The organism is Streptomyces sp. NPDC051576, from assembly GCF_040681835.1.
GTDB lineage: Bacteria > Actinomycetota > Actinomycetes > Streptomycetales > Streptomycetaceae > Streptomyces.
This window is the reverse complement of record NZ_JBFAZO010000012.1, coordinates 327,803-342,578: the sequence shown is the minus strand read 5'-3', so window position 1 is coordinate 342,578 and position 14,776 is coordinate 327,803. Positions and strand designations below refer to the sequence as shown.

At 69.0% G+C, this 14,776-nt stretch carries 9 protein-coding genes, 1 other RNA gene and 2 pseudogenes; 4 read left to right on the top strand and 8 right to left on the bottom strand.

The window, feature by feature from the left end; translation table 11 throughout:
• Positions 1-49 precede the first annotated feature (49 nt).
• Positions 50-437, top strand: a transfer-messenger RNA (tmRNA) gene (ssrA, locus tag AB0M63_RS35160).
• 57 nt (positions 438-494) lie between these two features.
• Here ssrA and AB0M63_RS35155 read toward each other — a convergent pair.
• The 7 genes and pseudogenes from AB0M63_RS35155 to AB0M63_RS35125 all read right to left on the bottom strand — a co-directional run bounded on the left by AB0M63_RS35155 (position 495) and on the right by AB0M63_RS35125 (position 10,311).
• On the bottom strand, positions 495-3,401 hold the full coding sequence (locus AB0M63_RS35155; RefSeq protein WP_366022176.1) for a glycoside hydrolase family 3 C-terminal domain-containing protein: 2,907 nt from the start codon (positions 3,399-3,401) through the stop codon (positions 495-497).
• A 44-nt stretch (positions 3,402-3,445) separates the two neighbouring features.
• Complete coding sequence (locus AB0M63_RS35150; protein WP_366022175.1) at positions 3,446-4,456, bottom strand: LacI family DNA-binding transcriptional regulator; 1,011 nt, start codon at positions 4,454-4,456, stop codon at positions 3,446-3,448.
• A 2-nt stretch (positions 4,457-4,458) separates the two neighbouring features.
• Positions 4,459-6,696: pseudogene (yicI, locus tag AB0M63_RS35145) on the bottom strand (alpha-xylosidase); the annotation flags it as partial.
• 16 nt (positions 6,697-6,712) lie between these two features.
• The gene (locus AB0M63_RS35140) at positions 6,713-7,537 is read right to left on the bottom strand and encodes a carbohydrate ABC transporter permease (protein WP_355920318.1); all 825 of its coding nucleotides are present in this window, start codon (positions 7,535-7,537) and stop codon (positions 6,713-6,715) included.
• Positions 7,534-8,493, bottom strand: a complete 960-nt coding sequence (locus AB0M63_RS35135) for a sugar ABC transporter permease (RefSeq protein WP_366022174.1) — start codon at positions 8,491-8,493, stop codon at positions 7,534-7,536. Before AB0M63_RS35135 ends, AB0M63_RS35140 begins: the two co-directional genes overlap by 4 nt.
• Entirely contained in the window at positions 8,490-9,785 is a 1,296-nt protein-coding gene (locus tag AB0M63_RS35130) for an extracellular solute-binding protein (protein ID WP_366022173.1), read from the bottom strand. Before AB0M63_RS35130 ends, AB0M63_RS35135 begins: the two co-directional genes overlap by 4 nt.
• Positions 9,786-9,930: 145 nt before the next feature.
• Positions 9,931-10,311 carry a helix-turn-helix domain-containing protein gene (locus AB0M63_RS35125; protein ID WP_355920437.1) on the bottom strand — a complete coding sequence of 127 codons (381 nt, stop codon included), beginning with the start codon at positions 10,309-10,311 and terminating at the stop codon, positions 9,931-9,933.
• Between the two features lie 199 nt (positions 10,312-10,510).
• Between AB0M63_RS35125 and AB0M63_RS35120 the strand changes: the two genes are divergently transcribed.
• Positions 10,511-11,356: an NAD(P)H-binding protein gene (locus AB0M63_RS35120; protein ID WP_366022172.1), complete on the top strand. Its 846-nt coding sequence runs from the start codon at positions 10,511-10,513 to the stop codon at positions 11,354-11,356.
• Here AB0M63_RS35120 and AB0M63_RS35115 read toward each other — a convergent pair.
• Entirely contained in the window at positions 11,349-12,545 is a 1,197-nt protein-coding gene (locus AB0M63_RS35115; protein ID WP_366022171.1) for an MFS transporter, read from the bottom strand. The two genes, AB0M63_RS35120 and AB0M63_RS35115, sit on opposite strands and share 8 nt — an antisense overlap.
• An 83-nt stretch (positions 12,546-12,628) precedes the next feature.
• On the opposite strand from AB0M63_RS35115, the gene AB0M63_RS35110 reads away from it, so the two are divergent.
• Positions 12,629-13,618, top strand: coding sequence for a LysR family transcriptional regulator (locus AB0M63_RS35110; protein WP_366022170.1), 990 nt, complete (start codon positions 12,629-12,631; stop codon positions 13,616-13,618).
• A gap of 271 nt (positions 13,619-13,889) precedes the next feature.
• A pseudogene (locus AB0M63_RS35105) lies at positions 13,890-14,776 on the top strand (hypothetical protein); the annotation flags it as partial.

Sequence of the window (14,776 nt, the reverse complement as noted above, 5' to 3'; positions counted from 1 at the left end):
GTGTGCCTCTTCTCTTGGAGAAGTACGGAGAGGCTTGAAAAATAAACATGGGGATGATCGGTTTCGACAGCGGCTGTTGAAGCAGGTGAAGCGTGTCGAGGAAGCGGCAATGATCTCGTTAACCATATGTCGCAACCAATAATCGCCAATTCCAAGAGCGATTCCCAGTCCTTCGCCCTCGCTGCCTAATAACAGCGACTGAAGGACCCTAAAAGGGTGTCAGCCCGGGGGTGTTCCCGACCCGGATCCTGGCATAATCTAGGGAACTAAACCATCGAGCCCGGTCACGGGGTTCGATGGGAAATCAAACAGTGACTGGGCCCGTCGGCGACTTGTTCGCGTGATCGCCGGGGCCGAGAAAATCACAGCGAACTGCACACGGAGAAGCCCTGATTCTGCACCGGTGGACGCGGGTTCGATTCCCGCCATCTCCACTCATCCCATGTTTGTCAAGGCCCCGCCACTTTCGAGTGGCGGGGCCTTTGTCATGCGGTTCAGTGAATGCTGAACGTCGACAGTCGCAAGCCGTCGCTCAGCACCAGATACACGTCGCTACGGCCTTTCGCCGCGCCCGACAGGTCGGCGGTCGCCGTCTCGTAGTCGTACGACGATGCCGTCCCGTCCGTGTGTGCCGTACCCACGAGTCTGCCCGTCGGGGAGCCCAGCCGGACCTCGATCGTGCCGGCGGCCGTCCCCGCCACCCGGGCCGTGAACTTCGTCGCCTTCGTGCCCAGTTGGCTGTCCGCGAACTTCAGCCACGCGCCGTCCGCCGCCGCGCCCACCGCCGTACCGCTCGCCTTGGACTCGTCGACGAGATGGATGCCGGAGTAGTCGTCGAAGTTCTCCGCGCGGGTCGTTCGCGACAGGTCGCGGGGTGGGATGGTCTCCCCGTGGACCTGCCAGGTCGTACGGGCGCGGATGTCCGTGGAGGACGCTCCGGCCATCACGTCGTACGTACCGCTCTCCACCGTCCACTTCGAGCGGGTGACGTCCCAGTGGGCGAGGTCCTTCCGCTGGATCTTCAGGTGGACCGTCTTTGTCTCCCCGGGCTTGAGCGAGACCCGTTGAAAGGCCTTGAGCTGCTTCAGCGGCTCCTTGTCGCGGGATGTGCGCTGGTGGGTGTAGAGCTGGACGACCTCGTCGCCCGCCCGTTTCCCCGTGTTCGTGACCGCGACCTCGTAGCCGCCCGCGACCGGCTTCAGGGTGCCGTAGCGGAAGGTCGTGTACGAGAGGCCGTAGCCGAAGGGATAGAGCGGTGTGCCCTGGAAGTACTGGTAGGTGCGGTCGGACTTGATGATGTCGTAGTCGAGGATCGGCGGGAGGTCGGCGTCCGAGCGGTACCAGGTCTGGGTGAGGCGGCCGGAGGGGTTGACGCCGCCGTAGAGGACGTCGGCGAGGGCGTTGCCCGTCTCCTGGCCGGCGTGGGAGGTCCACAGGACGGCCGGGACCTCCTTTTGCACAGCCCCCAGTGTGGTGGGGTAGCTGTTCTCGACCACGACCACCGTCTTCGGGTTGGCCTGGTGGACCGCCTTGACCAGGGCCTCCTGCGAGGGGGCCAGGGCCATGTCGGTGCGGTCGTGGGCCTCGCGGCCGTTGATCGACGGCATGGAGCCGATGACGACGACCGCCGTGTCCTTGCCCTTCACCGCCGCCACCGCGTCGGCGACACCGCTGCGGACCACGTCCTTCGTGTAGTGCGCGGCCTGGTCCTTGGTGACCAGGCCGAGGGTGCCGTTCGCGTCGGTCGGGCCGAGGTAGACCGGGCTCGACCACCAGGACTCGGACGTCTCGTAGCCCGCGTACTTCAGCAAGTACGTGCCGTCGTCCTGCTGTTCCAGCTTGAACTGCTGCTGGACGTACCAACCGTTGGGCTGCGTCTGGTCGTTGACGAAGTTCGACCAGTTGTAGCCGACGTATCTGCCGTTGGCGGCCGAGCGCAGGGTGACGATGCCCGAGCCCCAGTCGAAGGTGTCGAACTGGGCGGTGGTGTCCGTGTTCGTGGTCTCCGTGAGGGGCGCGCCCGCGTCGCCGGTGCCGGCCGTGACGTACTTGCCGGTGGCCGTGTCGCGCAGCGCGATGCGGTCCACTCCCTCGCTGGTGGCCACACCGGTGCCGAGTTTGGAGGCGATGCCCTTCGCGGGGGTCACGGCGTAGGGGAGGGTGCCCGAGTACCAGTCGGTGTAGAGGGTGTCGGCGAGAGGGCCGACCACGGCGACGTTCTTCGCCGAACTCCCCAGCGGCAGCGCGCCGTTGTTCTTCAGGAGTACGGCGCCTTCGGCCGCCGCCTTACGCGCAAGCTTCTGGTGCGCCGGGCTGTTGATCACCGACGCGTCGATCGAGCCGAACTTCCCGCCGCCCGGGTCGAATTCACCGAGCCGGACGCGGACGGAGAGGATGTCCGTCACCGCCTTGTCGATGTCCGACACCTTCAATAGGCCTTGCTGCAAGGCCGAGTTGATCGCCGTCGTTGTCGGGGCCGGGTCCGCGCTGTTGTCCGTGAAGCTGTCGACTCCCGCCTTGAGTGCCGCCGCGTCGCCCTCGGTGATCGTCGGGTAGTACTGCTGGGGCGTGACGAGGTTGCCGGGGGCGAAGGCGTCGGTGACGTTCAGCAGGCGCTGGTCGGTCCACTTCGCTACGACGTCGTCCAGGTCCGGATTCACCGTGGCGGGGCGGCCGTTGACCAGGTTGTAGGAGGTCATCACGCCCGTGGCCGCGTCCGCCGCGATCGCCGGCTTGAAGGCGGCCTCGTCGTACTCCTTCTCGACCCGTGGGCGCAGGTCGGAGGAGGTGGTCGCGCGGTCGACCTCGTTGTTGTAGGCGAGGTAGTGCTTCAGTGTGGGGGCCGTCTTGAGGTGGTTCGGGTCGCCGCCGGTGAGGCCCAAGCCGTAGGCGGTGGACAGGGCGCCGGTCAGTTCGGGGTCCTCGCTGTAGCCCTCCTCGTTGCGGCCCCAGCGTGGGTCGCGGAGGAGGTTCACCACCGGTGCCCAGAGGTTCAACCCCCAGCCGTCCGGGCGTTGTTGCTGGAAGCCGCGGGCCTCGTCGCCGACCGCCGAGCCGACCTGCTGCATCAGGGTCGGGTCCCAGGTCGAGGCGAGTCCGATGGCCTGTGGGAAGACAGTGGTCTTGCCGAGCCAGGCGACGCCGTGCAGGGCCTCGGTGCCGGTACGGAAGGACTGGATGCCGAGGCGCGGGATCGCGGGCTCGTACTGGTGGAGGAGGGAGATCTTCTCGTCGAGGGTCAGTCGGCCCAGGAGGTCGTCGACGCGCTGACTCACGGGGAGACTTGGGTCGCGGAAGGGGTACGGGGTCTCGGCCGTGGCCGGGATCGTCGCTCCGAGGGCGGCGATCAGGGCGAACGCCACGACGAGCGTGGTTCTGTGTCTTCTTCTCTTGCCTTTCATGTCACGGCTCCTTCGGTTAGGGCCTTGCGTCAACGGTGGTGAGGTCAGGGCGCGTTGCGTGGTGCGGTGCTCGCGCGTTCCGTCAGCCGGGGGGCGAGCAGCGTCGCGGCGGGCACGGTCTTGCCGTCGAGTTGTTTCATCAGCAACTCGACGGCCCTGGACCCGAGTTCGTCGGCGGGCAGCGCGACCGAGGTGACCGGGACCCGTACGGACTCGGCGAGTTCGTCGGGGCAGATCGCGGTGATCGACAGATCGCCGGGGACGCGCAGGCCGAGTTGCTCGAAGGCGTCGACGAGGGGTTCCAGGAGTGGCTCGTTGTGGACGACGACCCCGGTCAACGCGGGCTGTTCGCGGAGGAGTTGTTCCGCCACCGCCGTTGCCGCGCCGGGTTCCGCCTCGCACGGGTGGACGGAGGAGGCGAGTCCGTTGCGGTCGGCGGCGGCCGTGAAGCCCTGGACGACCCGCTGGGCGAAGGCGGTTTTGCGGACGTACACCTCGGGCGGTGACCCGACGAGGGCGACGACGCGGTGCCCGAGCCCCGCGAGCCGTTCCACGCACAGCTCGCCGGCCGCCTTGAAGTCGAGGTCGATGCAGGTCAGTCCGTCCGCGTCGGCCGGGAAGCCGATCATCACGGACGGCCGGTCCAGGGAACGGAGCAACGGCAGCCGGGGATCGTTCAGTTGGACGTCCATCACGATCATCGCGTCCACGAGTGCTGTGTCCGCGACCCGTCGCAGGCCCTCCTCGCCCTCCTCCTGGGTGAGCAGCAGCACGTCGTGGTCGTGGCGGCGGGCGGTGGTGACCACGGAGACCGCGAACCGCATGACCACGGGGACATGGATGCCGGTCCGTAAGGGGATCACCAGCGCCAGTACGTTGGACCGGCTGCTGGCCAGGGCGCGGGCACCGGCGTGCGGCCGGTAGCCCAACTCGCGGATGGACGCCTCGACGCGCTGCCGGGTCTCCTCGGAGATCGGGCGCTTGCCGCTCAGCGCGTACGACACGGTACTGGGGGAGACCCCGGCGTGCCGGGCCACATCGGTGATCTTCACCATCAGCCCAGCTCCAGGGTCAGGAACCCGCTGCCCGACTTCGTCCGCTCCCCGGCGGCCAGCGCCCAGGAGAGCGAGGCGTCACTGCAGGACGCCCGGAGCGTGTCCCCTTCCCGTACGACGGTGAAGGTCACGTCGCCGATCGGCACCGTCACCTGCGCGCCCCGCTCCAGGCCGTACGCCCGCAGGGTGACCCCGTCGGCGAAGTCGTAGTCGGGCCGGTCGGCCACCGCGCCGACGGGGATCACCGCGCCGGGGCGCACCAGCAGGGGGACGCTGTCGAAGGCGTGCCTCTCGCGCACCCAGCGCGGGCCGGTGACCGTGCGGCCGGTGAGGTAGTGGGTCCAGGTGCCCTCGGGGACGTAGTACGAGACGTCCCCGTCGTCGCTGAACACCGGCGCGACCAGCAGATCGCCGCCGAGCATGTACTGCCGTTCCAGATGCGCGCACCCGGGGTCGTCCGGGAACTCCAGCACCATCGCCCGCATCATCGGCACACCCTCGGCGGAGGCGGTGCGCGCGGTCTCGTAGAGGTACGGCATGAGGCTCAGCTTCAGGCGGGTGAACTGCCGTAGTACGTCCACGGATTCCTCGTCGAAGAGCCACGGGACCCGGTAGGACGAGCTGCCGTGGAGGCGGCTGTGGGACGACAACAGGCCGAAGGCGAGCCAGCGTTTGAAGAGGGCGGGGGTCGGGGTGCCCTCGAAGCCGCCGATGTCGTGGCTCCAGTAGCCGAAGCCGGACAGGCCGAGGGAGAGCCCGCCGCGCAGCGACTCGGCCATCGACTCGTAGGTCGCCTCGCAGTCGCCGCCCCAGTGAACGGGGTACTTCTGGCTGCCAGTTGTCGCCGAGCGGGCGAAGACGACCGCTTCGCCCTCGCCCCGGTGTTTGCGCAGGACGTCGAAGACCGTGCGGTTGTAGAGGTAGGTGTAGTAGTTGTGCATCCGCTCCGGGTCGGCGCCGTCCGCGTAGGCGACGTCGACGGGGACCCGTTCGCCGAAGTCGGTCTTGAAGCAGTCGACGCCCTGTGCGAGCAGCGCCTCCAGCTTCGCGGCGTACCAGTCGCGGGCGGCCGGGCTGGTGAAGTCGACCAGGGCCATGCCGGGTTGCCACAGGTCCCACTGCCAGACGCTGCCGTCCGGCCGGCGCAGCAGGTGCCCGAGTGTTTTGCCCTCGGCGAAGAGCGGTGAGCGCTGGGCGATGTACGGGTTGATCCAGACGCAGATGTGCAGGCCCCGGTCCTTCAGCCGGGCGAGCATGCCCTCCGGGTCGGGGAAGACCCGCGGGTCCCACTGGAAGTCGCACCAGTTGAACTCGCGCATCCAGAAACAGTCGAAGTGGAAGACGGAGAGCGGGAGTTCACGCTCGCGCATGCCCTCGATGAACGACGTCACCGTCTCCTCGTCGTAGGAGGTGGTGAAGGACGTCGACAGCCACAGCCCGAACGACCAGGCGGGCGGGAGCGCCGGACGGCCGGTGAGGGCGGAGTACTTGCGGAGGATGTCCTTCGGGGTCGGGCCGTAGATGACGTAGTACGTCAACTGCTGGCTCTCCACGCTGAATTGGACGCGCGAGACCGCCTCCGAGCCGACCTCGAAGGAGACCCGGCCGGGGTGGTCGACGAAGACGCCGTAGCCCGAGTCGGTCAGATAGAACGGGACGTTCTTGTAGGCCTGTTCGGTGGCGGTGCCGCCGTCGGCGTTCCACATGTCGACGACCTGGCCGTTCTTGACGAGCGGGCCGAAGCGTTCGCCGAGTCCGTAGACGGAGGTGCCCACTTGGAGGCCGAGTTGCTCGCGCAGATAGTGGGCGCCGGTCGCGTCCCGCATGATGCCCATGCCCTTGGGGCCGCTGCCGGTGAGGACCCGGCCGTGGGCGAGGAAGTCGACGTGCCAGGGGCCGGTGCGGGCGACCTGGACCGACAGGGCGCCGGAGGTGAGGGTCGCGTGTTCGTCGTCGTAGGACGTCAGCCTTTCGAACTCCTGCGTCCTCACGTCGAATTGGGGGCCTCGTGGCTGTTCGCCCTCGAAGTGGGTGAAGGTGACGCCGATGACGTCGGGCATCGGGGCGTGGGCGCTGATCGTCACGACCGGTCCCTTCAGCAGGTCGCCGCGGTGGCGGATGGGCACGGTCGGCGCGTGGATCTCCAAGGCGCCGTCGGGGGCGGTGACATCGAGGACTTCGACCGGGTGGGCGGCGGTGACGCCCTCGCGCAGCAGCCAGTAGCCGTCGGTGAACTTCACGTGGGGGGTCCCCTTACTACTTGACGGCACCCACGGCGATGCCGCGCGTGAGGGTCCGCTGGAAGACGAGGAAGAAGACGATGGCGGGCAACACACCCAGCAGGGCAGCCGCGTTGGTCATCGTGGCGTCCATCAGGCGCTGGCCCTGGAGGACGCCGAGGGCCACCGACACGGTCTGGTTGTCGTTGGAGATCAGCATGACCAGGGGGAGCAGGAACTCGTTCCAGGTCCAGATGAAGAAGAAGACCAGCAGGACGCCGATCGTGGGGCGGCTGACCGGGACCACGATCCGCCACAGCACCTGCCACTTGTTCGCGCCGTCGATCCGGGCCGCCTCGATGATCTCGCGGGGGAACTGGCCGAGCACGGACGAGAGGAGGTACGTGCCGAACGCCGCCTGGATCACCGTGAACACGATGATGACGCTGAGCCGGGTGTCGTAGAGGCCGGCCTGCTTGCTCAGGTAGTAGATCGGGTAGACCAGCGCCTCCTGCGGCAGCATGTTGGCGAGGACGAAGAAGGCCAGGACCCATGTGCGGCCCCGGATACGGCCGATGCCGATCGCGTACGCGTTGAGGACCGAGAGGACGGCGGCGAGGACGGCCACCGAGCCGCTGATCAGCACCGAGTTGAAGAGTTTCTGGCCGTAGTCGACGCGCTGCCAGAAGTCCTTGAGGCCGTCCAGATAGAGGCCTTTGGGGAGGCTGAGCGGGCCGTGTTCGGAGTACTCGGCCGGTGACTTCACGGCGTTGACCAGGACGATCAGGAACGGGATCACCATGAAGAGCGCGGCGAGGCACAGGGCGATCAGTACCGGGTAGCGGCGCAGGGCGGTCGTCATGTGCCCTCACCCTCCTCGGAGTTGGTCTGTAGCTTCAGGAGGGCGAGGGACAGCACCAGGATGATCACGGTCAGCACCGTGGAGATCGCGGCGCCGTAGCCGACCTGGGTCTTCTCGAAGAAGGTGGAGAAGGAGAAGTAGGAGGGCACGTCGGTCGCGCCGCCCGGGCCGCCCTTCGTCAGTACGTACACCGCGCCGAACACCTTGAGCGCGGCGATCGTGCACCAGGTGAGGACGACATAGATCTCGGGGCGGATCTGCGGCAGCGTGATGTGCCAGAAGCGGCGCCACCAGCCGGCGCCGTCCAGCTCGGCGGCCTCGTAGAGCTGTGGGTCGACGCGTTGCAGTCCGGCCATGAACACCACGAGTGGGAAGCCGAGTTGGACCCAGACCATGACGCCCATGACGCTGTACAGCGCGATGTCGGGGTCGCCGAGCCAGTCCTGCTGCCAGGAGCCCAGCCCGACCGCTTTCAGCAGGGCGTTGAGGGAGCCGTTGTCCGGGGCGAGGATCCAGCTCCAGACGATGCCGGCGACCGCGATGGGCAGGACCTGAGGAAGGTAGAAGCAGGCGCGGAGGATCGCGGCGATACGGCTGCCGAAGTGCTTGCCGATGTAGTCGAACAGGGCGGCGGCCAGGACGAGTCCGACGATCGTCGGTATCGCCGCCATCGCCACGACCATGAACAGGCTGTGCCGGAAGGACGCCCAGAACTCCGCATCGTCCAGCAGGTCACGGTAGTTGGCGAGCCCGGACCACTTGGGGTCGCCGATGCCCTGCCAGTCGGTGAAGCTCACGGCCGTGTTCATCAGGAACGGGACGACGATCACGGCCAGCGCGGCGAGGGCGCCGGGCAGCAGGAAGAGGGCGTAGGAGTCGCGGGGGCGAGGGTGGCGCGGGCCGGGTGGCTGGTGCTTGCCGGCGGCCCGCGCGCCCTTCTCGACGGTGACCGTCATGTCGACGGGACACCCTTGTCGTACGCCTTCTGCAGGTTGCTGAGATAGGCGTCCGGTTTCTCGCTGTTCGTGATCAGCTTCTGGGTCTCGGAGACGAGGACGTCGTAGAAGCCGGGGACCGGCCAGTCCGGGTAGAAGGCCAGGCCGTCACGGCCGGAGACGGTGTTGAAGTTGGCGATGAGTTCCTTGGACTTGGGGTCGGTGATCGCGGAGGTGTCGGCCGCGACCGGGATGCCGCCCTTGTTGCCCATCAGGTTCTGGATCTTCTTCGACAGGGTGATGTCGATGAAGTCGTAGGCGAGTTCCTTGTTCTTGGCGCCCTTGGGGACGACCCAGATGTTGCCGCCGGAGCCGAGGGTGAGGTTCGAGCCCGGCCAAAGAGTCGTGTCCCAGTCGAACTTGGCCTCGGTCTGGAAGCGGCCGTACCACCAACTGCCGGAGAACAGGATCGGCGCCTTGCCCTGGATCCAGGAGACACCGGCGTCCTCGGCCTTGGTGGAGCTGGAGGTCTTCGCGATGTAGCCCTTCTTCACCCAGTCGGCGAAGGTGGTCGCCGCGTAGGTCCAGGCCGGGTCGTGGAAGTCCGTCTTGCCCTTGTACAGCTCGTACTTGTCGACCCAGGTGCGGTCGGCCTTCGACAACGCGAGCTGGTAGAGGTACTGCTGGGCCGGGTACTCGGCGCCCGCGTTCGCCAGCGGGGTGACGCCCTTCGCCGCGAACTGGTCCATGGCGGCGGTGAGTTCGTCGAACGTCTTCGGCTCGGCGATCTTGTACTTCTTGAAGAGGTCCTTGTTGTAGTAGACCATCGTGTACTCGCCGTAGTCGGTGACGCCGTACCACTTGCCGGAGCCCATCACGCCGTTGGCGTCGTACATGTCCGTCGTGCCGACGCTCCCGGGGATCTTCTTGTCCCAGCCGCGCTTGGTCGCCTCGGCGGTGAGGTCGGTGAGCAGGCCTTGTTTGGAGAGCAGGCCCGCTGTCGCGTTGCCCTTGTTGTACTCCATGATGTCCGGCGCGTCCGAGGAGTTGAGGACCATCGGGGCCGTCTTCTGGATCTGCTCGAAGCCCTTCTCCTCGAACTTCACCTTCACGCCCGGGTGTTGGGCCTCGAACTCCTTGATCGCCTCGTTCCAGGCCACACCCATCGCGCTGTCGGCGCCCTCGTAGTGCCAGAGCTTGAGCGTCTTGCCGTCGGAGGAGCCGCCGCCGTCCGAGCCACCGCAGGCGGACAGGAGCAGGGATCCGCTCAGGATCAGCGCGGCGGCCGCCGCTCGCCTTCGTGCCGTCAACATCCAGTGCCTCCAGGGGAGTCGGATGGGATGTCGAACCGATTCGACGAGCTCCGTCGAAGCGCTTCGACGGAGGAAGGTATGCAGGGGCTGTGAGGGCGTCAATGGGTTTGGCGGAGATTGGGGCAAGCGGTTCGACTGGCGTACGTCAGCGGGCGGTGACCGTGGTCTCGACCGTGTCGAACGTCTTCCGCGCCTCTTCCACGGCGGGCAGATGTTCGCGCGCCCACACGGCGAGCGAGGCGAACAACGGGGCCAGGCTCCTGCCCAGTTCGCTGATCTCGTACTCCACCCGGGGCGGCACCTCCGGGTGGTAGGTGCGCACGACCAGACCGTCCCGCTCCAACTGGCGCAGCCGTTGCGTCAGCACCTTGGGCGTGATGTTGCCGATGCTGCGTTGCAGCTCGACGAAGCGCTGGACGCCGTACTCGTTCAGCGTCCACAGGATCGGTGTCGTCCAGCGGCTGAAGACGATGTCCACGACCGGGGCGATCGGGCACGCCTGGTCCGCGCGGATGCGCGGCGCCACGGAAGCGGTGGCGTGGGGCGGGTCCGCGGGGTTCTCCTGCACGGCAGTCACCTTTCGGGAAGTCACTTTCCTATAGGTACCTACTATGTTCCCGATGCTAGCGTCCGGGACGTGACGGCGGGGAGCGTCGTCCGGCCGGTTCGGCCAGCCGCTCAGCAGCGGTGATCTCGCCCAACCCCCTTTGAATCAGGAGCTGTTCATGATTGTTGTCACCGGAGCGACCGGCAACATCGGCCGTCCGCTGGTCACCGCGCTCGTCGAGGCGGGGGAGGAGGTAGTGGCCGTGTCGCGCAACGCGGAGCCCGCGGGTCTTCCGGACGGTGTCCGCGTGGCCCGGGCCGGCCTCGGGAACTTCGCCGGCCTCAAGCCGGTCCTCGAAGGGGCCGACGCCTTCTTCATCCTGCTGGCCGGTGAGCTCAACGGCCCCGGCGAGGCGGCGACGAACCTCCTGGACATCGCCAGGGCCGCCGGCGTCAAGCGCGTCGTCCTCGTCTCCTCCCAGCTCGCCGGCACGCGCACGGACACCGTCTCGCACCACCGGCTGCGCGAGTTCGAGGCCGCCGTCCGCGGCTCGGGCCTCGACCACACGATCCTGCGCCCGAGCGGTTTCGCCTCCAACGCCCACGCGTGGGCCGAGTCGGTGCGCACGAACCGTACGGTCTTCTCGCCCTTCGGCGACGTGGCGCTGCCCGTCGTCGACCCGGCGGACATCGCCGAGGTCGCGGCGGCGGCGCTGCGCGAGGACGGTCACGCCGGGCAGACGTACGTACTGACCGGCCCCGAGGCCGTCGGACCCCGGCGGCAGACCGAGATGCTCTCCGAGGTGCTGGGCGAGGACGTGACCTTCGTGGAGCTGCCCCGCGAGGACGCGCACGCCGTCATGGCGCGGTTCATGCCGGAAGACGTCGCCGCCGGCACCCTTGACGTCCTCGGTGCCCCGCTTCCGGTGGAGCAGCAGGTCAGCCCGGACGTGGAGAAGGTCCTCGGACGCCCGGCCCGCCCCTTCGGCGAGTGGGTCGCCCGCAACCTGGCGGCCTTCAAATAGGGCCGCACCGGGCGAAATTGCCGAGCATGGAGAGCGAACCCGCCGCACACGCCGCCGCGAGCGGTACCGCGAAGCCCGTCGTCGGTGATGTGTGGTCAGTGGTCCAGCCGCCCGCCGCCGAGCCGCACGCGATCCCCAGCAGCAGGCCCGTCACCGCCAGGCTCATGCCCTCGTTCAACCGGCCCTCGGGCGTGCGGTGTTGGAGCAGGGTCATCGCGGTGACCATCGTCGGGGCCGTTGCCATGCCCGCCAGCAGCAAGGCCGCCGCCAGCGCGGGCAGGGAACCGAGTGTGACGGCCGCCAGCAGTGGCAGAGTCATCAGGGCCGTCATCGCCAACAGGCAGCCCCGCAGGCGGTGTTCGGGTGCGGTCGCCGGTTTCAGCCTGCCGTAGAGCAGACCCGCCCCGCACGAACCGGCAGCCTGGAGCGCCAGCACCGCACCGCCCGCCGCGCGGTGGCCCGCCGCGTTCGCGTACGCGAGCGTGACGACCTCCAGTGAGCCGAAGACCGCGCCGGTGGCCACGAATCCGGCGAGGAGGGGCGGGATGCCGGGCACGCGCAGGGGCGGCCCGCTCTGCGGCGCCGGGCTCGGCGGCGGTTCCGTCGACCGCTGGGCGGTGAAGACCAGGATCCCGGTCAGCAGCAGCACCGCCCCGGCCAGCGTCCCCGCCTCCGGGAAGAACGTGCCGCACAGGAAGCCCGCCAGCGCCGGGCCCAGCATGAAGCACAGCTCGTCGGCCGCCTGCTCGAAGGAGTTCGCGGTGTGCAGCGCCTCGGCGTCGCCGTCGAGCAGATGGGCCCAGCGGGCCCGGGACATGCCGCCGGTGTTGGGGGTCGTCGCGGTGGCCGCGTACGCGGCGAACAGGGTCCAGTCGGGGGCGCCGTAGCGCACGCAGAGGAGCAGGGCGACCGAGCCCAGGACCGCAACCACCGTTGCCGGTACGGCTGTTCGGGCCTGGCCGTGACGGTCGGTCAGGCGTGCCAGCCACGGGCCGGCGAGTGCGGTCGCCGCGAGGCCGGTCGCGGTGACCGCGCCGGCGAGGGCGTACGAACCCCGCGAACCGGCGATCATCACGACCGCGCTCACGCTGAACATGCCCGCGGGGAGCCGGGCGAGAAGGTTCCCGGCGGTGAAGGCGCGGGTGCCGGGGAGGGCGAAGAGGCGGCGATAGCCGGTGTGTCGGGGCATGCCCCCACCGTCGCCCCGGGACGATCAAGGGGTCCAACACCTGCTCAGCGCCGATTCACGCACCCGCGTTGTAGGTTCACCGGATGCCCGCCCCTCTCCAACCACACCAACCACACCTCCCGCATCTCGACCCCCGTCTCCTGCGCGCCTTCGTCCTCGTCGCCGAGGAACTGCACTTCACCCGCGCCGCCGCCCGTCTGTACGTCGCCCAGCAGGCGCTCAGCCGTGATGTGCGGCGCCTGGAGCGGGAGTTGGGCGCCGAGTTGTTCGTGCGGACCACCCGGCAGGTGACGCTGACCCCGGACGGCGAGCGGCTGTTGCCGTACGCCCGGCGGGTGCTGGCCGCGCAGGACGAGCTGCTCGCCGCGTTCCGGCAGGCCCGGCCCCTGCTCGTGGACCTCAACTCGCCGGGCCTGGGCACCGGGCGCCGGGTGCTGCGCCGGGCGCGCGAACTCGCCCCGGAACAGGAGCTGATGGCCCGCTACGAGAGTGGACTGACCTGGGCCGCGGGGGAGTTGCTTGCGGGCCGGCTCGACGTGTCGTTCGGGCGGTTCGCCGGTCTTGATCCGGCGCTGCGGGCCGGGCTCGACCACCACCTCGTGCGGTACGAGCCGATGGCGGTCGTGCTGCCCGAGGACCACCGGCTGGCGTCGCTCGCGGAGGTGCCGGTGGACGCGCTGGCGGGCGAGACGGTGTACGCGGGCGCCGGGAATCCGCGTACCCCGGAGTGGACGGATCTCGCGCGCCGGCTGTTCGCGGGGCGTGGCATCGAGGTCGCGGCGCCCGCACCCATGGCCGTAGGCGAAGAGGAGTTCGAGCGGGTCATGGCGAAGACGCGGAACCCGATCCTCGCCGTGGTGGATTTTCCGGCCATGCCTCGGACGGTGTTGCGGCCCCTGGTGGATCCGGTGCCGTTGTCCCCCGTGTCGCTCGTGTGGCGAAAGGGGCTGGTGCACACCGGATTCGATGCGCTTCGACGGGCTGCGGTGGAGATCGCCACCGCCGAGGGATGGCTCCGTAGGCCTGTCGATGGATGGATTCCAGCCATCGACGTGGACATGCTAAAGGAGTAAAAATGGCGCATCCCACCACATGTGAGTACCCGCTGCGCTACCTTCAGGGCCTGAGCGCAGTGTGGTAAGGGGGCGCGTGGACCGGGTGGGGGCCCGGTTCGACGGCGTGTGCTCAGAGTCGTCCGCGCGCCCGGAACAGTCCTGTGGGGGGATGTGCGTGCGCATGGAAAAGTGGCGAGAAGACGCCCAACCGGAATGGCCCCAAGCCGCATCCGCGACCAGAGACGTACCGGTCGTAGGCGGAGAGGCCCAGGCGTTCCCGGAGACCGGAGTGAACGGCGCGACCGGCGGATCGGAGATCTTGGAGGGCGGTCGCCACGGCGGCCATGCCGGCCGCATACGGTCCGAGCCGCCCGGGTCGTCCTGGCCCGTCGCGGCCAAGGAAATACGTACGGAACCGGCGGGACCGCTCACCGGTGCACCGCTGCCTGATGCATCGCTCACCGGTCCGTCCGGCGCCCTGGCCGACCCCTGGGGCGCGTCCGCGGGGACCGACCCCGACGAGGTGACCGTCCAACTCGACGGTTCCGCCGAGGAGTTGGACGATCCAGGGAAGAAGGGCGACGGCTCCGACGGGCCCGTCTTCGTCGACGAGTCCGGCCGCCGGAGCCGTAGGTACCGCCGGATCGGCATGGCCATCGGTATCGCCTGCGCGGTCTACGCCGTCGTCATCGTGATCACCCTGCTGTCCGGCAGTTCCGACGCGCCCTGGCTCCTGGTGCCGGGCCAGCGGCACGACCCGCCCGCGGGCAAGGTCGACACCTCGCCGCTGCCGGCCCGGTCGGGGCAGCCGTCCGGCGCGGCTGACAGCGTGGCGCCGGGGAACATCCCGACGGCGAGCGACGGTACGACGCCGTCTCCCGGCGCGAGCGCGAGCGCGCCCGGAGCGTCCAAGGGCCCCGGCAAGGCGAGCGCGTCCGCGTCCGCCAAGCCGTCCGCGAGCAAGAGCGCCGCGGCGCCGACCGGGGGCAGCGCGAGCAATCCGGTCGTCCAGCCTTCGCAGCCGCAGGTCACGCCGTCGTCCGACCCGACGCCGACGAGCAGCACGAGCGCACCGGCAGCCCCGTCGCCGAGTCCGAGCGTGACCGCGGGCACCGGCACGGTGGCCGGCGCGCCGAGCAGTCCGTCGCCGGTGGCGCAGGGTCCGGCCGGGTCTTC